The sequence below is a fragment of the Mesorhizobium sp. WSM1386 genome, assembly GCF_055901595.1.
In genome coordinates this window covers 3,079,749-3,101,925 of record NZ_CM148373.1, presented here as the reverse complement: position 1 = coordinate 3,101,925, position 22,177 = coordinate 3,079,749, and the positions used below count along the sequence as shown (strand labels likewise).

At 65.1% G+C, this 22,177-nt stretch carries 24 protein-coding genes and 1 pseudogene; 10 read left to right on the top strand and 15 right to left on the bottom strand.

Going from position 1 to position 22,177, the window contains the following annotated elements:
* The first annotated feature begins 20 nt into the window (after positions 1–20).
* The 3 genes from AC0NIH_RS15215 (at position 21) to AC0NIH_RS15205 (ending at position 3,737) form a co-directional block, all read left to right on the top strand.
* A complete protein-coding gene (locus tag AC0NIH_RS15215) occupies positions 21–1,571 on the top strand; it encodes a sugar ABC transporter ATP-binding protein (protein WP_473465489.1) in 1,551 nt (516 codons plus the stop codon).
* Positions 1,568–2,539 (top strand): ABC transporter permease, encoded by a 972-nt coding sequence (locus AC0NIH_RS15210; RefSeq protein WP_473465492.1) that lies wholly within the window; start codon positions 1,568–1,570, stop codon positions 2,537–2,539. Before AC0NIH_RS15215 ends, AC0NIH_RS15210 begins: the two co-directional genes overlap by 4 nt.
* 217 nt (positions 2,540–2,756) lie before the next feature.
* Complete coding sequence (locus AC0NIH_RS15205) at positions 2,757–3,737, top strand: ABC transporter permease (protein ID WP_473465494.1); 981 nt, start codon at positions 2,757–2,759, stop codon at positions 3,735–3,737.
* Positions 3,738–3,788: 51 nt separating this feature from the next.
* Here the strand turns inward: AC0NIH_RS15205 and AC0NIH_RS15200 are convergent, their stop codons facing one another.
* From AC0NIH_RS15200 to AC0NIH_RS15180, 5 genes are all read right to left on the bottom strand, one after another.
* Positions 3,789–4,391 carry a cupin domain-containing protein gene (locus AC0NIH_RS15200; protein WP_473465497.1) on the bottom strand — a complete coding sequence of 201 codons (603 nt, stop codon included), beginning with the start codon at positions 4,389–4,391 and terminating at the stop codon, positions 3,789–3,791.
* Positions 4,392–4,502: 111 nt separating this feature from the next.
* Positions 4,503–5,255: a DUF982 domain-containing protein gene (locus AC0NIH_RS15195; protein WP_473465499.1), complete on the bottom strand. Its 753-nt coding sequence runs from the start codon at positions 5,253–5,255 to the stop codon at positions 4,503–4,505.
* 59 nt (positions 5,256–5,314) lie between these two features.
* Positions 5,315–5,530 (bottom strand): hypothetical protein, encoded by a 216-nt coding sequence (locus AC0NIH_RS15190; RefSeq protein ID WP_473465501.1) that lies wholly within the window; start codon positions 5,528–5,530, stop codon positions 5,315–5,317.
* A 68-nt stretch (positions 5,531–5,598) separates the two neighbouring features.
* Entirely contained in the window at positions 5,599–7,230 is a 1,632-nt protein-coding gene (gene groL, locus AC0NIH_RS15185) for a chaperonin GroEL (protein WP_023768248.1), read from the bottom strand.
* 57 nt (positions 7,231–7,287) lie between these two features.
* Positions 7,288–7,602: a co-chaperone GroES gene (locus tag AC0NIH_RS15180; protein WP_023768249.1), complete on the bottom strand. Its 315-nt coding sequence runs from the start codon at positions 7,600–7,602 to the stop codon at positions 7,288–7,290.
* A gap of 327 nt (positions 7,603–7,929) precedes the next feature.
* On the opposite strand from AC0NIH_RS15180, the gene AC0NIH_RS15175 reads away from it, so the two are divergent.
* Complete coding sequence (locus tag AC0NIH_RS15175; protein ID WP_473465504.1) at positions 7,930–8,073, top strand: hypothetical protein; 144 nt, start codon at positions 7,930–7,932, stop codon at positions 8,071–8,073.
* Positions 8,074–8,114: 41 nt separating this feature from the next.
* Positions 8,115–8,393, top strand: coding sequence for an usg protein (locus AC0NIH_RS15170; RefSeq protein WP_023779715.1), 279 nt, complete (start codon positions 8,115–8,117; stop codon positions 8,391–8,393).
* Positions 8,394–8,479: 86 nt separating this feature from the next.
* Here the strand turns inward: AC0NIH_RS15170 and AC0NIH_RS15165 are convergent, their stop codons facing one another.
* The 3 genes from AC0NIH_RS15165 to AC0NIH_RS15155 all read right to left on the bottom strand — a co-directional run bounded on the left by AC0NIH_RS15165 (position 8,480) and on the right by AC0NIH_RS15155 (position 11,741).
* Positions 8,480–9,229 (bottom strand): sulfotransferase family protein, encoded by a 750-nt coding sequence (locus AC0NIH_RS15165; RefSeq protein ID WP_473465507.1) that lies wholly within the window; start codon positions 9,227–9,229, stop codon positions 8,480–8,482.
* Between the two features lie 73 nt (positions 9,230–9,302).
* Positions 9,303–10,805: an ATP-binding protein gene (locus AC0NIH_RS15160; protein WP_352709704.1), complete on the bottom strand. Its 1,503-nt coding sequence runs from the start codon at positions 10,803–10,805 to the stop codon at positions 9,303–9,305.
* 279 nt (positions 10,806–11,084) lie between these two features.
* Complete coding sequence (locus tag AC0NIH_RS15155) at positions 11,085–11,741, bottom strand: glutathione S-transferase family protein (RefSeq protein ID WP_473465681.1); 657 nt, start codon at positions 11,739–11,741, stop codon at positions 11,085–11,087.
* 172 nt (positions 11,742–11,913) lie between these two features.
* Between AC0NIH_RS15155 and AC0NIH_RS15150 the strand changes: the two genes are divergently transcribed.
* Both AC0NIH_RS15150 and AC0NIH_RS15145 read left to right on the top strand, forming a co-directional pair.
* Positions 11,914–12,222: a hypothetical protein gene (locus AC0NIH_RS15150; RefSeq protein ID WP_013894419.1), complete on the top strand. Its 309-nt coding sequence runs from the start codon at positions 11,914–11,916 to the stop codon at positions 12,220–12,222.
* 85 nt (positions 12,223–12,307) lie between these two features.
* A pseudogene (locus AC0NIH_RS15145) lies at positions 12,308–12,433 on the top strand (DUF559 domain-containing protein); the annotation flags it as partial.
* A 98-nt stretch (positions 12,434–12,531) separates the two neighbouring features.
* Here the strand turns inward: AC0NIH_RS15145 and AC0NIH_RS15140 are convergent.
* The 3 genes from AC0NIH_RS15140 to AC0NIH_RS15130 form a co-directional block, all read right to left on the bottom strand.
* Positions 12,532–13,362 carry an aldo/keto reductase gene (locus AC0NIH_RS15140; protein ID WP_473465510.1) on the bottom strand — a complete coding sequence of 277 codons (831 nt, stop codon included), beginning with the start codon at positions 13,360–13,362 and terminating at the stop codon, positions 12,532–12,534.
* 144 nt (positions 13,363–13,506) lie between these two features.
* Complete coding sequence (locus tag AC0NIH_RS15135) at positions 13,507–14,139, bottom strand: Vgb family protein (protein WP_473465513.1); 633 nt, start codon at positions 14,137–14,139, stop codon at positions 13,507–13,509.
* Between the two features lie 33 nt (positions 14,140–14,172).
* Entirely contained in the window at positions 14,173–15,393 is a 1,221-nt protein-coding gene (locus tag AC0NIH_RS15130; RefSeq protein WP_473465516.1) for a helix-turn-helix domain-containing protein, read from the bottom strand.
* A gap of 384 nt (positions 15,394–15,777) precedes the next feature.
* On the opposite strand from AC0NIH_RS15130, the gene AC0NIH_RS15125 reads away from it, so the two are divergent.
* The 3 genes from AC0NIH_RS15125 (at position 15,778) to AC0NIH_RS15115 (ending at position 17,221) form a co-directional block, all read left to right on the top strand.
* Positions 15,778–16,530 (top strand): DUF899 domain-containing protein, encoded by a 753-nt coding sequence (locus AC0NIH_RS15125; protein ID WP_473465518.1) that lies wholly within the window; start codon positions 15,778–15,780, stop codon positions 16,528–16,530.
* A gap of 92 nt (positions 16,531–16,622) precedes the next feature.
* The gene (locus AC0NIH_RS15120; protein WP_473465521.1) at positions 16,623–16,940 is read left to right on the top strand and encodes a hypothetical protein; all 318 of its coding nucleotides are present in this window, start codon (positions 16,623–16,625) and stop codon (positions 16,938–16,940) included.
* 47 nt (positions 16,941–16,987) lie between these two features.
* Positions 16,988–17,221, top strand: a complete 234-nt coding sequence (locus AC0NIH_RS15115) for a hypothetical protein (RefSeq protein ID WP_473465523.1) — start codon at positions 16,988–16,990, stop codon at positions 17,219–17,221.
* On the opposite strand, the gene AC0NIH_RS15110 is transcribed toward AC0NIH_RS15115, so the two are convergent.
* The 4 genes from AC0NIH_RS15110 to AC0NIH_RS15095 form a co-directional block, all read right to left on the bottom strand.
* On the bottom strand, positions 17,192–18,190 hold the full coding sequence (locus tag AC0NIH_RS15110; protein WP_473465526.1) for a bestrophin family protein: 999 nt from the start codon (positions 18,188–18,190) through the stop codon (positions 17,192–17,194). The genes AC0NIH_RS15115 and AC0NIH_RS15110 overlap by 30 nt on opposite strands.
* Before the next feature lie 128 nt (positions 18,191–18,318).
* Positions 18,319–19,476 (bottom strand): substrate-binding domain-containing protein, encoded by a 1,158-nt coding sequence (locus AC0NIH_RS15105; RefSeq protein ID WP_352709714.1) that lies wholly within the window; start codon positions 19,474–19,476, stop codon positions 18,319–18,321.
* A gap of 79 nt (positions 19,477–19,555) precedes the next feature.
* A complete protein-coding gene (locus AC0NIH_RS15100) occupies positions 19,556–20,557 on the bottom strand; it encodes an ABC transporter permease (RefSeq protein WP_473465529.1) in 1,002 nt (333 codons plus the stop codon).
* On the bottom strand, positions 20,554–22,125 hold the full coding sequence (locus tag AC0NIH_RS15095) for a sugar ABC transporter ATP-binding protein (protein WP_473465532.1): 1,572 nt from the start codon (positions 22,123–22,125) through the stop codon (positions 20,554–20,556). Before AC0NIH_RS15095 ends, AC0NIH_RS15100 begins: the two co-directional genes overlap by 4 nt.
* Positions 22,126–22,177 lie beyond the last annotated feature (52 nt).

Sequence of the window (22,177 nt, the reverse complement as noted above, 5' to 3'; positions counted from 1 at the left end):
TTTCTGATGCGGACAACCATTTGACCACCAGCCCTCTCCTCGACGCCACCGGCGTCGCCAAGAATTACGGCGCGGTTGCAGCGCTCCGCAACGCGTCCCTGTCAGTGCTGCCGGGCGAGGTGCATGCGTTGATGGGCGCCAACGGCGCCGGCAAGTCGACGCTGGTGAAGATCCTGACGGGAGCGATCCAGGCCAATGCGGGCCGCATCCTGATCCGCGGCGAGGCGCGCGACATCCGTTCGCCGGCCGCCGGACGCCGCGCCGGCCTGTTGCCGGTCTACCAGGAACCGTCGCTGATCCCAGATCTCGATGTGCTGTCCAACCTGCGGCTGACCGGCACGCCGGTCGAGCCGTTCCGCGCCTGGGTGCGCGAACTCGGCATTCCCGACCTCGACCTGCGCGACACCGCGCGCGACATCCCGCTGGCCGTGCTGCGCGTGCTCGACCTGGCCCGCGCGCTGGCCGTCGAGCCCGACGTGCTGCTGCTCGACGAGATGACGGCGGCGCTGCCCGCCAACCTCGCCGAGAAGGTGCTGGAAGTCGTGCGCCGCCAAGGCGACTCGGGCCGCGCCGTGATCTTCATCTCGCATCGCTTCGTCGAAATCTCCGCCCTGTGCGATCGCGCCACCGTGCTGCGCGATGGCGAGACCGTCGGCGTTGTCGACATCGTGCCGGGGGTCGAGGAAAAGATCGTCGAGCTGATGCTCGGCACACGCATCGTCAAGACTCACGTCGCCGCCCGCAGCGCTGCTGAAAAGGCGGCGCCCATCGCCGCCCGGCCGCGCATAACCGTGCGCAACCTGCGCGTCGGCCCCAAGCTCAGCGATGTCTCCTTCGACCTTAGAGATGGCGAGGTCGCCGGCGTCGTGGCGCTCGAAGGCCAGGGCCAGGACGAACTGTTCTCAGCCCTTGCCGGCTCGATCCGCCCGTCCGGCGGCACGATCGAGGTCGACGGCCAGCCGGCAAAGTTCTCGCACCCGATCGATGCCATCCGCGCCGGCATCGCCTATGTGCCGGGCGACCGCGCCGAGGCGCTCGCCATGCAGCGCTCGGTGCGCGAGAACATCGCCCTGCCCTTTAGCGCTGCGTTCCGCAACTGGGGGCCGATCAACATGCGCAGGGAGCGCACAAAAGTAGCCAGCGCCATCGAGCGGCTGCAGATCGACACCCGCGCGCAGGGCGAGGTGCAGCGCCTGTCCGGTGGCAACCAGCAGAAGGTGACCATCGCCCGCTGGATCGCGGCAGATGCCCGCACCATCCTGTGCTTCGACCCGACGCGCGGCATCGATGTCGGCACCAAGCAGGAGATCTACAAATTGCTGCGCGAGCTTGCCGGCAACGGCAAGTCGGTGCTGTTCTACACCTCGGAACTCGAAGAGGTGCAACGCGTCTGCGACCGCGTCATCGTCATCTTCGGCGGCCGCTTGGTCGACATCTTCCCGGTCGAGGAAGCCGACGAGCCGGCGTTGATGCGCGCCGCCTACGGCCTGCCGCGCGGCGTGAAGGCCGATGTCGGCATTTTGGCTGACCCCACCGCGAACACTTCCGATGCGCCGGAGGCGGCGCCATGAGCCATTTCCTGCGCCGCCAGGGCTGGGTCGTCGGCCTGTTCGCTCTCCTCGTCGTGCTGTTCATCGTCACCAAGCTGATCCAGCCGGGCTATGGCAGCGGCGACTTCGGCTCGCTGGCGCGCGCCGTTCTGCCCTATGCCTTCGCCGTCGCCGCGCAGACGGTGGTCGTCATCGCCGGCGGCATCGACCTGTCGGTCGCCGCGATGATGGCGCTGACCAGCGTCACCGCCGCCTCGATGATGGCGGGCGCGAGCGAGGAATACGCGCTGTTCGTGGTGCCTTTCGTGCTCGCCATGGGTTTCGTGCTCGGCGCCGTCAACGGCATGCTGATCGTCGTCACCCGCGTGCCCGACATCGTCGTAACGCTGGCCATGCTGTTCGTGCTGCAAGGTGCCGCCCTTCTGGTGCTCGGCGCGCCGGGCGGAAGCGCCGCCGAATGGCTGAAGGCGCTGATCTCGGGCACCGTGCCGATACCGGGCGTGCCCGACGCCATCGACGCCTGGCTGCCCAAGGCGCTGCTGGTGCTCATCGTCTGCCTCTGCATCGTCTGGATACCGCTCAGGCGCTCGCGCCTTGGCCTCTCCATCTACGCCATCGGCTCGAGCGAACTGGCGGCGTTCCGCTCAGGCGTGCCGGTCGCCCGTACCCGCATCGTCGCCTATGCGCTGTCGGGTCTGTTCGCAGCCATGGGCGGGCTGGCGCTGACCATGAGCACCGGCATCGGCGCGCCCATCCCCGGCCCCTATCTCTTGGCCAGCGTCGCCGCCGTGGTGCTGGGCGGCGTGGCGCTCGGCGGCGGCAAGGGCGGCCTGCTCGGCCCCATCGTCGCCGTCTTGGTGCTGCGCCTGGTGCGCACGGATCTCACCCTGCTCGCCATCGACCCCAACGTCACCGCCATCATCGAAGGCGCCATCATGGTCGCCGTGGTTATGTTCGGCGCGTTTATTACCATGCGGGGGCGGCAATGAGGGGCGGGCATCGGCATGCGCTTCTTCCTTCCCCCCTTGTGGGGGAAGGTGGATTGCCGCGCAGCGGCAAGACGGATGAGGGGTGTTCCAGGGAACGCCAACGTCTCACTCCGCTGGAGCACCCCTCATCCGTCTCGGCGCTATCGCGCCGATCCACCTTCTCCCACAAGGGGAGAAGGGAAAGATGCGTCGTGCCAACTCTATCGCGAGCCACCCCATGAGCACCACCGCGATCACCCCCGTCCCCTTCGGCCGCCGCCTAAAACGCTTCATGGCCGACCGGCCGCTGATCCCGCTGATCATCTTGCTCGTCATCCTGGTGGTGATCCTGCAGATCCTGCGCCCCGGCATCGTCAACGAGCGCTGGATTGCCAACACCATCAAATTCGCTATCCCCCTGGCGATCCTCGCCGGCTGTCAGACCATGACCATGCTGACCGGCGGCATCGACCTGTCGGTCGGCACAGTGGCGACGATGAGCGCCTTCATCATGGCGACGCAAGTCGTCAACCAGGACCCGGCGGTGGCTTTCCTGCTGGCGATGATGCCGGCGGTGCTGATCGGCTTGGTCAACGGCATCGGCGTCGGCGTCTTCCGCGTCCACCCGCTGATCATGACGCTGGGCACCAGCCTGATCGGCACCGGCTGCCTGCAGGTCTACCAGCGCACGGTGATCGCCTCTGGCGCCAAGATCCCCGACTTCCTCGCCTGGCTCGGCACCGGCGTCACCTCAGGCTTCCCCAACGCGCTGCTGCTGTTCGTGCCGCTGGCCGCGCTGATCGTCTTCACGCTGGCCCGCACCGGCTTCGGCCGCCTGCTCTACGCCGTCGGCGACAATGAGCACGCAACGCGGCTGTCGGGCGTGCAATACTGGCAGGTGATCACCGCGCTCTACGTCATATCCAGCGTGCTCGCCGGCATCACCGGCCTGCTCTACATCGGCCTTATCAAGGCTCCGTCGCTCTCGCTTGCTGAACCCCTGGTGCTGCCCTCGGTCGCCGCCGCCGTTATCGGCGGCACCTCCATCTTCGGCGGTCGCGGCGGCTATACCGGCACCATCATCGGCGCGCTCATCCTGACCGTGCTGACGACGCTCTTGACCATCCTGCAGATGCCCGAGGGAGCGAGAAGGATCTTGTTCGGGCTGATCGTGCTGTTCGTGACGGCGGCTTATTTGCGGATAGTCGAGGAGCGGTAGTTCCCGACCAAAGGGACAAATAGTGCCCGCCTGGCCTTCGCTGGAACCGCCTCAGTCTTTCTTCCAGGCCGTCAGCAATGGCCCCTCGCTTCCATAGACGGGGTCCTTTCGCGGACGGCCTACCCTCGGGATCGTCACGACCGCCTTGGCGTGGTCGGCGGCGGTCGTGCATTCGTCGTAGGTGCCGGATGCGGGATAGGCGCCAACCACGAGGAAGTCCTCGGACGCCGAAATCCGCTGGTGTCCGGTGCCGGCCGGGAGAACCGCGACATCGCCGGCCTTCAGCGCCAGTGTTCGTCCCTTCTTGCCGCCAAACTGGACCTTGGCCGTGCCGCGCGCGACGCCGAGCACTTCGTGGATGCGCGAATGGTAATGAACGTAGTCGTAGATGCCGTCGCGCCAGCTGTCGCCCCAGCCATTGGCGCCGAAAAGCTCCTCCATGACGGCCGCGGGATCGAAGTCTTGCGGCAGCCGCACGGCGCCGCGATAGATGACAAGCGGCCAGGACGGGTGGTTGGGCACCAGGCCATCATCCCTGAACCTGAATTCATTCGGTTTTCGCGGCCTGACGAGATCGGCGGTCTGTCGTCTGCCGGGCCTTGCAACGCCGGTAACCTGTTCGGCTGCTTTCTTCATGCTTTGCAGGATGCTCATGACGTGGCCTCGCATCAGGGAACCGACGCCGGTTCAACCTGCGTGCCGTCGCTTGGTTCCATCAAGGCTGTGCCCGCCGCCTGGCGCGAAAGCCGGGCGGCGGCCGTATGGTCAACCCGCGAGTTCGCCCGCGCGCGGCGCATCGCCCAGCGCCGCGGCCGGCGCAACCATGTCCTGCACCAGTATGTCGTTGCGCCTTGCGAAGGTGACCAGCGTCGCCCGCACGGTTTCGGGGTCGATCTCGCCGGCAATGCCGGCCTTGCAGGCGTTGAGCGCAATGGCGTGCGCGCCGTTGCGGCCGGCGGCCGGCCAATCCTGCAACAGGGCGTAGGCTTCCATCACATTCTCGATCGCAACCGGAAAGCCCATTCCGACCAGAACGGTGACCGGTTCTTCAAACTGCCCGCGATTCATGGCTTTTGCCTCCTCTCGATTATGCGGCACCTGCAGCGGACCGGACACAGGAGAGCGCGGCCCGCCGCCGACACGGTGCATGGACATCTTGTATGGAAGATTGAGCCGCCGGTTGGGCACCGCCGATCGCGCACGGTTCGACCTGGACACTTCGATCGTGGCAGGACCGGTCTTGGCCGGCCCGATGTTGGCCGGCTCGATCTTGCCTGGCTCGATCTTGCCTGGCTCGATCTTGGCTGAGTCCAGCGCCGGCATGCTCCGGCCTGGCGCCGGCAACATCCTGTGTGCCTTCACCAGCGCCTCGAGCCAGGCGGCGACGGCAAATGGAGATCGGCTGCGGCCGTCAAGCCAGGCCGCAATCTCTCCTTGCGGACGGCCGAGTTCGGCGGCGAGGTCGGCCGCTTCCCATCTCAGTATTTTCAGGCATTCACGCAACCGGCCCGCGATCACGTCTCCACCTCCAACAACAACGCCCTTCATCTTCTGTGCGGCGAACATCGCTCGCCGGTTCAACCGCCGGCAGCCGCCGCCGACACCTGCTGCGCCGCCAGGAACATCAGCGCCGACGCGGCGGTGCGCCGGTTCCAGCCGGCGGCTTCGGCCATGTCGAGCAGCCCTGCCAGTCGCGGCTGCAGCACGCTGCGGCATTCTTTTTCGTAGGCCAGGAACTCCTTTGCCTCATGTGTCGGCGCCGGCAGGGGTCCAAGGCCAGCCATTGCATCCATGTTTACCTCCGCTCGATTTCGTCCTGATGCCCGCCCCCCAACTGGGGAGCGGGCGGTCATGCATGGGCTCAGAAATCCATGCCGGCGCCGGCGGGCATCGCCGGGGTGGCGGCTTCCTTCTTCGGTTTCTCGGCCACCATCGCCTCGGTGGTCACCAGCAGGCCGGCGACGGAGGCTGCGTCCTGCAGCGCCGTGCGCACCACCTTGGCCGGGTCGATCACGCCCTGGCCATAGAGATCGCCGAACTCGTTGGTCTGGGCATTCCAGCCCCAGCCGAACTCGCTCTTCTCGCGCAGCTTGCCGACGATGATCGAGCCTTCGGCGCCGGCATTCTCGGCGATCTGGCGCACCGGCGTTTCGATCGCGCGGCGCACGATCTCGACACCGGTCTTCTGGTCGGGATTGTCGGTCTGGACGGCATCGAGCGCCCTGGCGGCTCGAAGCAGCGCGACGCCGCCTCCGGGCAGCACGCCTTCCTCGACGGCCGCGCGCGTGGCATGGAGCGCATCGTCGACGCGGTCCTTGCGCTCCTTGACCTCGACCTCGGTCGAGCCGCCGACGCGGATCACCGCGACGCCGCCGGCAAGCTTGGCCAGCCGCTCCTGCAGCTTCTCGCGGTCATAGTCCGAGGTGGTCTCCTCGATCTGCGCCTTGATCTGCGCGACGCGGCCCTGAATCTCTTCCTTTCGGCCGACACCGTCGACAATGGTGGTGTTCTCCTTCTCGACCACCACCTTCTTGGCGCGGCCCAGCATCTCCAGCGTCACATTCTCGAGCTTGATGCCGAGATCTTCCGAGATCGCCGTGCCGCCGGTGAGGATGGCGATGTCCTCCAGCATGGCCTTGCGGCGGTCGCCGAAGCCGGGCGCCTTGACGGCAGCAACCTTGAGGCCGCCGCGCAGCTTGTTGACCACCAGCGTGGCGAGCGCCTCGCCCTCGACATCCTCGGCGATGATCAGGAGCGGCTTGCCCGACTGCACCACCGCCTCCAGCGCCGGAAGTAGTGCCTGCAGGTTCGAGAGCTTCTTCTCGTGGATCAGCACATAGGGCTCGTCGAGTTCGACGCGCATCTTGTCCTGATTGGTGATGAAATAAGGGCTGAGATAGCCGCGGTCGAACTGCATGCCCTCAACGACTTCGAGCTCGGTCTCGGCGGTCTTGGCCTCCTCGACGGTGATCACGCCTTCATTGCCGACCTTCTCCATCGCCTCGGCGAGGAAGCGGCCGATCTCGGCATCGCCGTTGGCCGAGATGGTGCCGACCTGCGCGATCTCGTCGTTCCTGGTCACATCGCGGGCATTGGCCTTCAGCTCTGCCACCACCGCCTCCACGGCCTTGTCGATGCCGCGCTTCAGATCCATCGGGTTCATCCCCGAGGCAACCGCCTTGGCGCCTTCCTTGACGATGGCCTGGGCAAGAACGGTCGCGGTCGTGGTGCCGTCGCCGGCGATGTCGTTGGTCTTGGACGCCACTTCGCGCACCATCTGCGCGCCCATGTTCTCGAACTTGTCCTCAAGCTCGATCTCCTTGGCGACGGTGACGCCGTCCTTGGTGATGCGCGGGGCGCCGAATGATTTGTCGATCACCACGTTGCGGCCCTTGGGGCCGAGCGTCACCTTCACCGCATTGGCGAGAATATCGACGCCGCGCAGCATCTTCTCGCGCGCTTCGGTGTGGAATTTAACCTCTTTGGCAGCCATTGGATCACTCCTTCATCTAGGCAGCATTCGTTGACTGGTTGAATTTCCAAGAAGCCGTCAGGCGGCCTTCTTGATCTGCGCGGCCTCTTCGATCACGCCCATCACGTCACTTTCCTTCATGACGAGCAGATCCTGGCCGTCGAGCCGTATCTCGGTGCCGGACCATTTGCCGAACAGGATGCGGTCGCCGACCTTGACGTCGAGCTCGACCAGCTTGCCGCCGTCGTCGCGCGCGCCGGGACCGACAGCGAGTACCTCGCCTTCCTGCGGCTTCTCCTTGGCGGTGTCGGGAATGATGATGCCGCCCGCGGTCTTTTCCTCGGCGTCGATGCGGCGGACCAGGATACGGTCATGCAATGGACGGAACGCCATTTCGTTCTCCTTCTGGACAAACATGTTTTTCGCGGTTCCTCCGCAACCGGACCGGCAAAATCGGCCGGCGCGGAACGCAGCGACCCTTGCTCAGGCATCGCGCGCGCATATCGAGCTAGTTTTGCCGTTTTTAGGTTTCAAGAGCCCCGCCAAAAAATTTTGGCACTCCTGCGCCGCGAGTGCCAAGAGCCTGTTATCGCGACCTTATCCAGGTCGGATGCCGGCTTGAATCTTCTATCCTTGTTCAACAGATTATACGCGGCTGGCGCATCCCGGGCGCCGGAACCGCGATCCGCTCAAGGAGTTGTTTGCAGACGGAGCACATCGATGGACCGACAGATTTTTTCGCCGCTCACCTCCACCCCTGCCGCCGAAAGCTCCAACCGCGCGCTTGACCGCCTGCTCCAGGATACCAGCGACGGCGACGTCTCGGCACTGCGCCAGCCGAGCGGCGATTCCATCACCACTTAAAACTGGCTGGATGCCTAATACCTGACAGGAAGGAGAAACGAATGATCGCAAGCGTCAGCAAGGAATTCCGCCTCCAGATGGAAGGCTACGGCCTGACCACTGCGGAGATTCACTATCACCTGCCCGATCATCCGAGCCTGCTCCAGCTCTATGTCTGGCAGGATTATGACCTTGCGCCCGAGTTCCCCGAGCTTCACGGGTTCCTATCCTATTGGGAGCGCCAACTCGAAGGCCCGCTGCACTCGGTTCGCGTCGCCCACCACCGGCTGATCCAGCCTTCGGAATGGCGGGCCATCGACGGCATCATCGCTATCCAGTAGCGCGAGCAACCCGCTCCAAACCCGCCAAATCCATGGAGCTGGTCGGAAGTCGAAGCAGACATTTGAAGGCGACGCGCGGCACCACCTCACCAGAAGCCGATCAACGACCTCAATATCGCCGTGGGGCCGATCGCTTCCCGGCAGGTCCTGCGAAACCCGGCTCGGCCCGTTGCGGCAAGCACGTCGCGGTCGATGTCACCTAGGATAAAGCGTGCATTGCGCCAGCCGATCCTGGCGAGCGCCGATGCCAGATCCGCGCGCGCCGGATCGAACGGGCCCTGGTTGGCGGCCGGGTCCGCGGGCCGGTCAATGTCATTGCTCGCACCGATCGCGTGCCGAGGGATGGTCACGGTGGTGCCGGCGTCGAAAGGCGGGGAAAGATCGAGGAACCGGGAAATCGCGTCGAGGCAAAGCGCAGGCTCGGAAACGAGCTGCTCATAAGCCACGAAATGTACGGGTGCGCCGGTGCGGCGCAGGGCTTCCATGGCAAAGTAAAACTGGTTCCAATAGTCGGCAGGTGTGCGGAACCTGTAGGCCATCTTTGGGTGCGTAAAATCCTGCTTGAGTTCGAATGGCCTGTTCAGGAATGGACCGAGATGTTTGGCCGGCCGGAAAATGCTGTCGTTTCGGCTGAAGCGGAACCATGACAGGAGCTGGGTGATGGGATCCTTGCTCATCACGATGATAGGCAAGTCTCCATATCCAAGGTCGCGTCCGTTCATCAGGGCCGGAAAGATCCCATGCTTCCAAAAGCCCTGATCGAAGACGACAGACACCCCGAGATGAGTTTCCACCAGGTGCTTCGCGAGATTCGTGCCGGATCTCGGCGTCCCCATGATACGCACCCGGGCGACCTTGCCCTCAGCCTGCCTATGCGATCCGTCGGGTGTTGAACGCGTCATGGCCCCCTCACAGCGCCAGGCTCCCTTGCTCCGCCTCCTCGGCGTTGGGGTCGCCGGGTGCCGTGGCCCAGGCGAGCTCGACCAGCGTCACGGTGCGCTTTCCCGTGCCGTCGAGTTGGCACACGATGAGCCCCTGCTCCTCGATATAGGTGAGGAGGCGCCGGGCCCGGCGCAGCGAGTGCGAGCCATAGGCGCGCGCGATCGCGGCGTCGCTCGGGCACGGCCAGCCCTCCTTCGCCGCGCGAGCGATCATCATGAACACGCCCTGCATGTCGTCGGGCAGCAGCGAGGCGCGGACGGAAACGTCCCGCCATGCGTCATCCTGCGTCGTCTCGGAGCCGAGGCCGGCGCGGGCTCGCGTCAGCATGCGGCGGAACGCGGGCAGGTCCGGCACGACCGAGGCGAGGCCCTCGATGCGGCAGCGAACCACGAACTCCTGGTAGAGCACGCCGATGACGCGGAACCCCGCATCGGGCTCGGCCAGCACGGCGCGGAGCACGCGGTCGACGCGTTCGCGGCGCTCCGCCAGATCCTCGGCACTGATCAGCGGCTCGGCTGGTTCGGGGCGGATTTCCAGCGCCGCCGATTTCGCCGCCATCAGTTGGTCGAGCAGGTCCGGCGACGCCGTCCGGCGCGGCGCGCGCGCCGTTTCGGGCGGCGGGGCGGCCAGGATGATGGCGCGGGCATCCTCGAGCGCGGATTCCGGCAGCGGCATCAACCGTGGCGTGCCGTTGCGGGGGCTGGTATCGGTCGGGCCGATGCGCAGGCCGAGCGGCCGGCGCGACAGCGCGGGTCCCAGCGCCATGAACTGCCCGCGCTCCAGATCGCGAAAAGCTTCGGCCTGCCGCCGCTCCATGCCCAGGAGGTCGGCGGCGCGCGCCATGTCGATGTCGAGAAAGGTGCGGCCCATGAGGAAATTGGAGGCCTCGGCGGCGACGTTCTTGGCGAGCTTGGCCAGTCGCTGCGTGGCGATGATGCCGGCCAGGCCTCGCTTGCGGCCACGGCACATCAGGTTGGTCATGGCGCCGAGCGATAGTTTGCGCGCTTCGTCCGAAACCTCGCCGGCCACGGCCGGCGCGAACAACTGCGCCTCGTCCACCACCACCAGCATCGGATACCAGTGGTCGCGGGCGACCTCGAACAGCCCGCCGAGGAAGGCGGCGGCGCGCCGCATCTGGTTCTCGGCATCAAGTCCTTCGAGATTGAGCACGGTCGAGACGCGGTGGATGCGCGCCCGCTCCCCGGCGGCCTGCAAGCCGCGCTCGGTATGCTCCTCGGCATCGATCACCAGATGGCCGTAGCGGTCGCCCAGCGACACGAAGTCGCCTTCCGGGTCGACGATGGTCTGCTGCACCCAGGGCGCGCTCTGCTCCAGCAGCCGGCGCAGGAGGTGCGACTTGCCGGAGCCCGAATTGCCCTGCACCAGAAGCCGGGTCGCCAGCAGCTCCTCGAGATCGAGCGTCGCCGGGGCGCCCGCCGTCGTGTTTCCCATCTCGATCGCAACGGTCATGCCAGACTCATCAGCTCCTTCGCAGACGGGCTTATCAACCGGAGCATGGCCCGTCGAGCACCGATGGCCGGCAGGCCGACGTTGCGCACAGCCGCGAGAGATGCCGTTTGCCGAATGGAGCCTGTGGATAGTAACCGGTTGTTCACCATGCGCCGGCGTTCGAATTGAAGATGCCGGACATCCGCGTAGCCTGGCTTTGCATCGCGCCCCAACGTGGTGCGTCCCACCCCCCGCCCGGCGACCGGCGTTTTCAAGTTTCCTTTGTGTATACGCCGGTCGTCAATTCCATCCATCACCCTGCCGCGGCACCGGCGGCAAGGGCGGTGCATCCAGCCCGTTGAACGGGTCACGCCAGGCCTCGATCGCTTCGAGCCGGCGATACCAGCCGGCAAGCACGGGATAATCACCGAGCGGCAGGCCGCCGACATCGTTGAACGGCAGGAACGTCGCCATGCGGAAATCGGCGTAGGAGACCCGGGCCCCGACCAGCCATTGCCGCCCGGCCAGCGCCGCCTGCAGGATCGCCGCCATCGTGTGAAACAGCTTCAGCCCCTCCTCGACCAGTTGGCGATCGATTGGGCCCAGATGATAGCGCTGCTTGGTGCCACGCTCAAAATGCACCATGTCGCAGGCCCTGGCGAAGTTCTCCTTGCCCCAGCTTATCCAGCGGATCATCTCGGGCTCGTCATGGCCGGTACGCCAGAAATCCGATCCGACGTCGTGCGACAGCCGGCAAGCGATGGCGTCCGCCTCCCACAGGCTGCCGCCCGGCCACGCCAGTATGGGCAGGGAAAGATTGGGATTGAGCGGCCGGAATCGCTCCGCTTGCCCCGGCGCGAAGGGTGAGGCGAATTCGTAGGTCACATCAGCCTTGAGGTAACGCGCAACCGCGACCGCCAGGCGCGGATTGGGATTGCGGCTGAAGTAGAGTTTCATTTCGCCTCCGGCCGGCATCGGCTCGATCTCGTCACTCATATGCCTCTCCTGGTCCTGGCGCACATCGCCAGACCCAGGACGGCTGTGGCCGGTATAATCCTACAAAGTTTGGGTTGACCGCCTCCGATGGCGAGGCGACACTTCATCTCGTACCAAGGCAGGAGGAAATGCGATGGACGAGCCCGAACGGTGGCGCCACATGTCGACGGCGCCCAAGGACGGCAGCCGGATCCTGGTCACGGTCCGCCCGTCCGAACAGGGGCCGGCTGAAGTCGACCTCGCCTACTGGGCACGCGGCGACCAGTTCGCCGGCGAAGGCTGGCGCGCATCGGATTCCTCGCCGGGCCGCGTCGTCGAATACGCCGAGCCGGAGCTGAAATGCTGGATGCCCCTGCCCTCCGCCAATCTCAGCCGTGGCGGCTCGATGCCGGCCCCCTGGGAAGGCGAAGACGCACAGCAATTGGACGGGTCCGGGATTTAGCACAAAGGGCGAAGCTGCCAATCTCCCTCCTCGTGGGGGAGATGTCCGGCAGGACAGAGGGGGGCGCCGTAGGGCGCAAACTTCAAGGTCCATGCGTCTGGAACAGGACGGCTGGAGCGTGCTGCGGTTCTGCAACGACGATGTGATTCTCGACATCGACAATGTCTGCCAACATATTGTCATCGCTGCTGGTTTGGGCGGCACAAACTGATATGCCGGCGGAACAGCGCGCCCCTCTGCCCTGCCGGGCATCTCCCCCACTTGGGGGGAGATTGGCCGCTTCGACGCCGGCTCCTTCAGGTCAAACTTTTAAAACAAAAACGCCGCCGTGGCGGGGTTCGGTCCGTTGCGGCCGTCAGCCGAATCCATGCCCCGGATCGTCTCCAGGTCCTGCGCGTCGAGTTCGAAATCGAAGACATCGAAATTCGCCGCGACGCGATCCTGGTGGATAGACTTCGGGATCACGATCAGCCCTTCCTGGAGGTGCCAGCGGATCATCGTCTGCGCGGCGGATTTGCCGTGCTTTTTGGCGATGCTCGCGATGGTCGGGTCGCTGAGCAGACGGCCGCTGCCCAGCGGGCTCCAGCTTTCGGTGTGGATGTTATGCCCGGCATGGAAATCCCTGAGCGCGCGCTGCTGGAAGCGCGGATGCAATTCGATCTGGTTGACGACGGGCGTCACGCCCGTCTCGCCGATGATGCGCTCCAGATGGTCCTGGTTGAAATTCGAAACGCCGATCGACTTGATGCGGCCGGCCTTTTTGAGTTCGATGAGGGTCTTCCACGCCTCGACATATTTGTCCTGGCTGGGAACCGGCCAGTGGATCAGGAACAGGTCGAGCTGCTCGATGCCGAGCTTCTTCATCGTGTCGTCGACGGCCGTGAGAGCCGCGTCGCGCTGGTGGGCGCCGTTGCGCAGCTTCGAGGTGATGAACAGCTCGCTTCTCGCCACATCGGAAGCGCTGATCGCCTCGCCGACCCCCTCCTCGTTCTGGTAGCCTTCGGCTGTGTCGATCAGCCGGTAACCCGCCTTGATTGCCCAGCCTACCACTTGCGCGGTGATGCCGGCATCGACCTGCCAGACGCCAAGGCCAAGCTGTGGAATGGCGGCACCATCGTTCAATGTGATCTGTTCTGGCATGGTCAGGTCCTTTGCGAAGAAATGTCCGGGCGGTCGCCCAACGCAGCCTATCTAGGGACCTCCCTGGACAACGGCCAGTCGTCGGCGGACAAAATTCCCGGCACGGACCTGAAGGTGCCGGTTGTCTCCGTCAGAGCACCCGGCTCATTTCGGCCGGCGCACCGCCCGCACCACGCCGGCGGATGTGCTGCCGCAGAACAGGCGGTCGCCGCCATCGGATTCCAGCCCCGAGACACCCATGCCGGCCGGCATGCCGAGCGTCTCCAGAACCTTGCCGGTTTGTGGGTCGACACGGCGCAAATCGCTCTCGTCGCCTTCCCAGGTGGCGTGCCACAGCTCGCCATCCACCCAGGTTACCCCGGTGACGAAGCGGTTGGATTCGATGGTGCGCAGGATCGTCCCGGTCTCCGGGTCGATCTGGTGGATCTTGCGCTCGCGGTACTGCCCCACCCAGAGCGTCCCTTCGGCCCAGGTCAGCCCGGAGTCGCGGCCGCCGCCGGGCGCGGGAATGGTGGCCAGAATCGCCCCGGTATCCGGGTCGATCTTGTGGATGCTATCATTGGCGAGCTGGAAGAAGTGCTTGCCGTCATAGGCAGTGCCGGCATGGGCCGCGACATCGATCGAACGCAACGCCTGCCCGCTCTGCGGATCGAAGGCATTCAGCCTGTCGCCCGAGGCAAACCAGACATTGTTGCCGTCAAAACTCACGCCATGCACGCTGTTCACCCCCGGAAAGGGTCCGTATTCGCGCAGGATTTCGGCCGCTGAATGTTTCATGTCTTTGTCCTCGATGGTGGTCGTCATCCCTTCCTACCCTTGCGGGAGCGGTGCCGGGAGTAACAAGGTGGTCGTGAAACCCGCGACCGGCGGCGTCATCCAGCGGCGCGCCCTGCCTTGGCCGAAAGACTGCACCTTGCCGGTCTCGGCGAGCGGCTCCAGCGCCCGCTGCACGCTGCGCTGGCCGGTTCCGAGCGCCAGCGCCAGGGCCGAGCTCGACCAGGCCTCGCCATCGGCGAGCAAGGCCAGCACGGCCGCGTGCCGCTCCTCGATCGGCCGCGCCAGAACCATCACCGCACGCGCTTGGCGCGGCGCCAGCGTGAAGCCGCGCTTGGTGGCGCTGATCTCCGCCAGTCCGCGCAGCTCGGCGCGCAGCCGCCCGACCTCGACGCGCAGGCGCGCCCGGTGCGATTCGTCCGCATGCTTGCCACCAAAGGCCCGCGCCACCAGCTCCTCGCGCGACACGTCTCCGGGCCAGGCCTCGGCGAGCGCACGCGCCAGTGCGAACAGCACCGGCCGGCTCGCCAGCGTGACCGTGGCCTCCGCGGCACGCACGGCATAGCGAAAGGCATCGACGACAAACGCCGGCGATCCCTGCAGCGCCTCGACCTCTTCGAGCAGCAGCGGCCGCTCCGTGCCCTGCGCGATCAGCCGCGCAGCGGGTGTTTCCAGCGCCAGGGACGCGGTTGCGACCTCCGCCATGAGGCCTGGAATGCCAGCCCGCTGGGCAGCGTGGCGTGCCCATTCCAGCGCCGCGCGCGCCGGCCTGGTCCGCAGGCGCCGCATGGCGATGCCGGCAACGGCGAGCTCGTGGGCGGCTCTTGCCGCCGGCGGGAGCGGCGTCGGGTCGAGCCCGGCCAGCACATGCTCGGCCTCGTCGAGCCGGCCGATCAAGAGCAGCCGCCGCACCTTGAGGTGGCCGGCATGCGCCGCGTTCAGCCGGTCGCCATGCTTCTCCAGCGTCGTGCGCGCGGCGTCGAGCGCCTTGGCCGGCCAGCCGAGGTCGCGCGAGACCAGCGCGATTTCGGCCTCGGCGACAACGCATCTGGCGCGCGCCACGTCCTCTCTCGGGCCGAAGACGCGCGCGGCCTGCCGCAGCAGCAGCTTGGCGCGTTCGAAGTCGCCGAGCTGCGCCATGGCGATGCCGCGCAGCGCCAGCGCCGGCGCGTCCTCGCGCAAGGCGACGCGGTCCAGCGCGCCGAGCGGATCGCCGGCGGCCAGGGCCAGTCCTGCCGCGGTGATCAGCGAGTCCATTCAAATCCCGTCACACTTGTAACTCCCACCCCCACGCCACGCCGCCCTAACTTAAATCACCACCGCCGGTCAGCAAGCCGCATCGACCAAACCTGGCCAGATGGCTGAGGGCATCACGGCCACCGTTGACGCCAACACCGGCAATCGCCATCCTGAGCATCTCAGGTACAAATGTTAAGCATCTTAATAGGGATGATTGAAAATGCCTGCAACCGACGATCTCGAGCACACCGCACGGCCCCGCCACCCCTGCTGCGCCGGGCCGGAAGATTCAAATCCCGCGACTTGTGTAACTCCCAGCGCTCCGCTTCACCGTTCTACGCTGGTTCCGGATCCCCACACGACAACACGCCGCGACGGCGCCACTGGCAAAGGAGAAGACCAATGACCAAGCACATGACGATGAAGACCCCACCGATCGTTTCAAGACAGGAATGGGATGCCGCGTACGAAAAGATGCTGGTCAAGGAAAAGGCCACCATGCGTGCCAAGGACGCGCTGTCCGCCGAGCGTCGCCGCATGCCTTGGCTGGAAGTCGACAAGGCCTATGTGTTCGAGGGCCCGAATGGCAAGGCCAGCCTGCTCGACCTGTTCGAAGGCCGCCGCCAGTTGATCGTCTACCGCGCCTTCTTCGAGCCTGGCGTCTATGGCTGGCCCGACCACGCCTGCCGCGGCTGCTCGCTCGGCGCCGATCAGGTCGGCCACCTCGCCCATCTCAATGCCCGCGACACCACGCTTGCCTACATCTCGCGCGCGCCGCAGCCCGACATCGTCAGGCTGAAGCAGCGGATGGAGTGGAAGATGCCCTGGTATACGATCACCGACAGCTTCGACAAGGATTTCGGCGTCGACGAATGGCACGGCCACAACGTGTTCATCCATGATGGCGACCGCGTCTTCCGAACCTATTTCATCAACACCCGCGGCGACGAGGCCTTGGGCACGGTGTGGAGCTATCTCGACGCCACCCCTCTCGGCCGCCAGGAGATCTGGGAAGACTCGCCCGAAGGCTATCCCCAGACCCCGCTCTACAGCTGGTGGAACTGGCACGACAATTACGAAGCCGGGACCGACAAGAAGTGGGCCGAGGTGTCTGCGGCCGGCGAAGCCGCCTTCCGCGAAAAGAGCGATCAGTAGCGTCTGGCCGGAAAGGCCGAAAGTTTCCTCTCCCCTCACGAAATGGGGAGAGGAAACCAAACCCTGCAGGCCAGGACACTAAGGAAAAGACCATGAACGACATCCATTCTGGCATCGGCAGCGCGACTTCCGAACACATCGCCGCCCCTGGCATCGCCGACTGGCTGTGCCTCGCGGCAGCACCCACCTTCGCCGTGATGGCCCTGCTCTCCTGCCTTCAGGGCGGCGATGCGGCCATGCTGTGCATGGGCAACTCGCCGCTGACCGGCCCGTCTTTAACCGGCCTGTCTTTAACCGGCCTGTCTTTAACCGGCCCGTCTTTAACGGGGATGCCGGCCATGTATCTGTTGATGAGCGCCTTCCATCTGGCGCCCTGGTTGCGCGTGATTTCCGGCCGGCAAGCCCGCTAGATCCGGCTCGCCGCATATCAAAATATCCCACACGTCGGAGAAAGACTATGCGGCTGGTCAGGCTAAGAGCGCCCGGTGGCTTGGACAGGCTCGACCTGGTCGAGGAAGATCCGCCCCGGCCAGGGCCGGATGACGTGCTGGTCAGGATCCGCGCCTGCGCGCTCAACCTGCGCGACGATTTCGCGGTGTGCGGCAAGATGCCGATGGCTGACGTTCCGCTCTCCGACGGCGCCGGAGAGGTGGCCAGCACTTCAAGTCGCGATATCATTCACCGGCAATAATGGCTTGGGCAGATCGACCTCGCCAAGTCCCGCGCGCAGTTCGATCTCGATGTCGCGGCAGATCTGCGAGATCGGAACGTCGTTGGCATTGCCCTCGAACGGGTTGGCGCTGCTCTCGCCGACCTGGTCGAGAGACATATAGGCCCAGCCCAGCAGCGTGCTGAACGGGATCGTCAGCCAGATGCCGACCGTGCTCAGCACGCCGCCGAGCTTGCCCATCTCCGCGAAGACCGGAACGACGCCGAACGGCAGCAGCGTGCAGAAGATCATGACGAACATGGAACTGACGATGGCGTATTGGCGCGGATAGGGGTTGTTCTTGATGCGGTCGCAGCGCGCCTGCTGGTCGTGGAGGTCGCGGATCAGCTTCGTCAGTTCGACGTAAATCTGCGGGGGAAGCTTGGCGTCCTTGAACAGCGCGTTGACCTGGACCGATTGCATCTCGAGCAGGGCCAAGGTCGGCTGCGACGATTTCAGCACCTTGTCGGCCTGTTCGGCCAGCAACGGGCGCAACTCATCGGCGATGGAGCCCTTGTCCTCCCGGATGCGGTAGCGCCGCATGTACTCGATGTTGGCCGCCTTCCCCATGGATTCCCACGGCATCGGCCGCCGCAGGGAAAAGCGCAGCGCCGTCATCCAGGCGATGTGGCGGTAGATGAGTTGCTTCGCCGTCGGTGCATCGAGGAAGTCGCGGCAGAAATTAGACCACACCCGGCTGCTGGCGGTGATTTGCGTGAACGCCTGCAGCGCCTCGCCGCTGCGGGTGAAGACCTGCGAATTCTTGAAGCCGGCGACGAGCGACACCGTGGTGCCGAGCACGAGCACCACCGACCATGGGACCGAGAAGCCCGCGATACCGGGAAGGCGGTAGGCCGCGACGGCCAAGCCGCTCACCACCACCATGTAGATCACGCTACGCCGCGACCACAGCGCGAAATCGATCAGTTTGTAGGAACGGCCTACATACATCGCATGCCCTCGAAAGCGTGGATAACAGACAAATCAAGCTGTTGTGACGCCTAGCATACCGCGTGCCCGTGATGAATGGCCGTTCTGGCTAATGGGCGCGGGATCGCTCCCGCGCCCATTCCACTAGCTCAATTGCACTTCGGCTTGGCGCTGTTGCAGGCGTCGACCAGTTCGGCCGGCGGATCCTTGTGGAAGACGGTTTTGAAGGATTCCAGCACGTTGGACTGCACCACCGGCAGCGACTGCACACCGACCCAGGCGGGTGTGGGCTGCCCGATCAGCGCCTTCATCATGGCCAGCGCCTCGGCGACGCCCTGGTCATAAGGGCGCTGCGAGCCGGTCGCCTTGAGCGGCCCGCCCTTGGCGATCTCGATCGCCGACTGCAGGCCGAGATCGACCGTGGTGATCGGAATGTCGATGCCTTGCGCACGCATCGAGGAAAGCGTGTCGAGCGCCGGCTGGTCCCACACCGCGTACAGGCCCTTCACATCGGGATTGCCGGTGAGGAAGTCGCCGGCGATCTGCGATACTTTCGAGGGATCGGTGAAGTCGACCTGCTTCATGACGATGTCGGGACGGTTCTTCTTCATCCACTCGCTGACGCCCTTTGTGCGCTCGTTGGTGCTGAAATAGTCGACGCCGAAATTCACCAGTCCGATCGTGCCGCCCTTGGGCATGCAGGACGCCAGGATCGTTGCCGCGATTTGGCCATTGCCCTGGCTGTCGGCCGAGATCATCGAGGCAAAATCCTTCGGAGATGAAAGGCCGACCGGAATGCTGTCCATGAACACCAGCTTGATGCCGGCCTCGCCCACCTTCTTGTAGGTCGGCGCCGTCGCGGTGAAATCGACGGGGATGGAAATGATGCCGTCCGGATGCTGCTGGATGGTGTTCTCGATATCGGCGATCTGCTTGTCGACCTGATATTCGGCCGATGCCACGCCGGTGACGGTGACGCCATATTTGGCAAGCGTTTCACTGATGCCTTGCACCTGCAACTGCGACCAGTCGAGGTTCACCGTCTGCATGGAAATGCCGACCTTGAACTTGCCGGCCTTGACCTTGGCGGCTTCGTCGTCGGTCAATTTCAGCTCGTCGGGCGAGGCTGCCTTTTCGCCGTGCGGGCCCTGCCCCACAATACCCTTGGGGCCGAGCGTGGCCATGTCGACACCGGTGACGCAAGTCTCCGGCGTCTGCGCCAGTCCAAGCGACGTCGACAGCGCGAAGGCGCTGGCGGCGAGGCTCAATGTACAGAAAAGCGAGTGGATTCGTGCCTGTTGTTTCATGACTTTCCTCCGTTGATCGTTGACGTTCCTGTCGCCGTTTGGAGCCGGCGATTTTCTGCTGGTGAGCGGGATGCGCGCCTTACCTCCTCGTGAACGCGACCGCGGCGACGATGATTGCTCCCTTGATGACGAGTTGCAGTGACGAGCTGACGCCGAGCAGCACCAGCCCATTGTTGAGTGTGCCGATGATCAGGCTGCCGAGCAGCGTGCCGAGCACGAAGCCGCGGCCGCCGAACAGGCTGCAGCCGCCAAGGATGACCGAAGCGATGACATCGAGCTCCATGCCTTGCACGACATCTGGCCGCGCCGCGTGCGAGCGCGCCGACAGGATCAGCGATGCCAGTCCGGCGAGCGTTCCGGTCAGCACGAAGGCCAGCGTGGTGACTTGCTTGATGTGGACACCGGAATAGAGTGCGGCGGTCGGATTGCCGCCCGCCGCGTAGATGCGCCGCCCATAGACGCTGTAGTGCAAGAGCAGGATGCCGGCCACGGTGACGCCAAGCGTCCACAGGATCGGCGCCGGGATCCCGAGCACCGAGCCCTCGCCGAAGATCGCGAAATAGTATTCGTTGGTGATGATGACCGGCTTGGTGTTGGTGACCATCAGCGCCAGGCCGCGCGCAGCGCTCAACGTGCCCAATGTCACCAGGAAGGACGGGATTTCGAGGCGGGTGGTCAAGACACCGTTGATCAGCCCGATCAGCGCGCCGGTACCCAGCCCCGCGACGGCGCCGACGACCCAATTGTTGGCCAGGAAAGCCATGGCCAGCGACGCGCTCATGCCCGAAAGCGCCAGTGTCGAGGCGACCGACAGATCGATCTGCCGGGAGATGATGACGAATGTCATGCCCACGGCGATGATCGAGACCAGCGTCGTCTGCCGGCCGATGTTGAGAAAATTGTCGATCGACAGGAACCAGGGCGATGCCAGGCTGAAGACGATCAGCATGACGGCGAAGGCGACGTAGAGCATGTAGGGACGCTCGCCCTGAAGCAGATGCCGCAGCGCCGAGCGACCGCCTGCTTGGTTGGAGGCGTTCCTTGCCATTGGTGCCTTTGCCGGGCTTTGGGTATCGGTCATGCCGCGTGCTCTTCCGATGGCTGCGAAAGTTGAATGAGGTGATGGAGATCCTCGGCGCTGCCGAATTCCTGCCGCCCAATCGTCCTGGTGATGTGACCATCGACGACGATCGAGATGCGGTCGCAGAGCTGCAGCAATTCGGAGAGATCCGAAGACACCAGCAGAACGCCACTGCCGGCGGCTGCCGCGGCACGAATGACGCCGTAAATCTCCTCGCGCGCGCCGACATCGACACCGACCGTCGGCTCGTCGAGCAACAGCACCCGTGGCCGCGGCTCGTTCCATTTGCCGAACACGACCTTCTGCTGGTTGCCGCCGGACAGGTTCTTCACCGTGGTCGATGCGTTGGGGGCTTTGACGGCCAGCCGGCGCATCGCGGCATTGGCCTGCTCACTCGAGGACCGGCGCTGCAGCCAACCGAGGCGGGAGAACTCCCGCAGCCTTGGCAGCACGAGGTTGCGCTCGATCGAATGTTCGAGCACAAGGCCCTGGACATGCCGGTCCTCCGGCACCAGCGCGATGCCTTGCTTTATTGCCGCCGCCGGATCGGTTCCAGCAAGCGAAACACCGTCCAGCCTGGCTTCGCCCGACTGAATGGACCGCAGGCCGAAGATGGTCTGCAGGATTTCGGTGCGTCCGCTGCCGATCAGGCCGGCGAGGCCGTGGATCTCGCCACTGCGCAGATCGAGATCGGCGCGGTCCAGCCGGTCGTTGCTGACGTCGGTCAATTCGAGCACGAGCTTTTGAGATGGACCGGCCAATGACGGCACGCTTTGCGCCGATGCCGTGCCGTCCGCCTTCAGGACGGCGTGATCGGGCCCGACAATCGCACCGACCAATTGCCGCATAGTGGTTTGCGCCGTGACGAAGGTTCCGGCGTTCTGTCCGTCACGGAAGACCGTCACCCGGCTCGAAATCCGGAACACTTCATTGAGGCGATGCGTGACATAGATCACCCCGACGCCGCGCGCCGCTACCGCCCGGATCGCCTCGAAAAGGATCTTCTCTTCATCGTCGGTCAGCGCCGAGGTCGGCTCGTCCAGAATGAGCAGGCGGACATCGCCCATCAGCGCCTTGGCGATCTCGGTCATCTGGCGATAGGCAAAGGGCAGCGAGCCGACCATGGCGCGGGCGTCGAGCGGGATGTTCTGCGATTTGAGGAAGGCTTCGGCCTGCGCCACCAGCTGCCGCTTCTTCAGGAAGCCAAGCCGCGTCTTCGGCTCTCGTCCCAAGAGCAGATTGTCGGCAACCGACAGCGACTCGACCAGGCTCAGATCCTGGTAGACGACCGCCACGCCGGCCTCGCGCGACTGGGCGGGCGAAGCGAACGAGACAGGCTTGCCGTCGATTTCGATCGAGCCGCCATCATGCACATGCACACCGCTCAGGATCTTGATCAACGTCGATTTGCCGGCCCCGTTTTCGCCGAGCAGGGCGTGCACTTCACCGGACCGGATTTGCAGACTGACGCCGCGCAGCGCATTGACGCCGCCAAACCGCTTCCTGACGCCCTCGACGCGCAGCAAAGGGATTTCGGACATCATCGCAGTCGAACCCGGTTCGATCATGACGCCCGCACTTCCTCCCTTTGAAGCGTCCCTTACCCCGACGATATCTCTT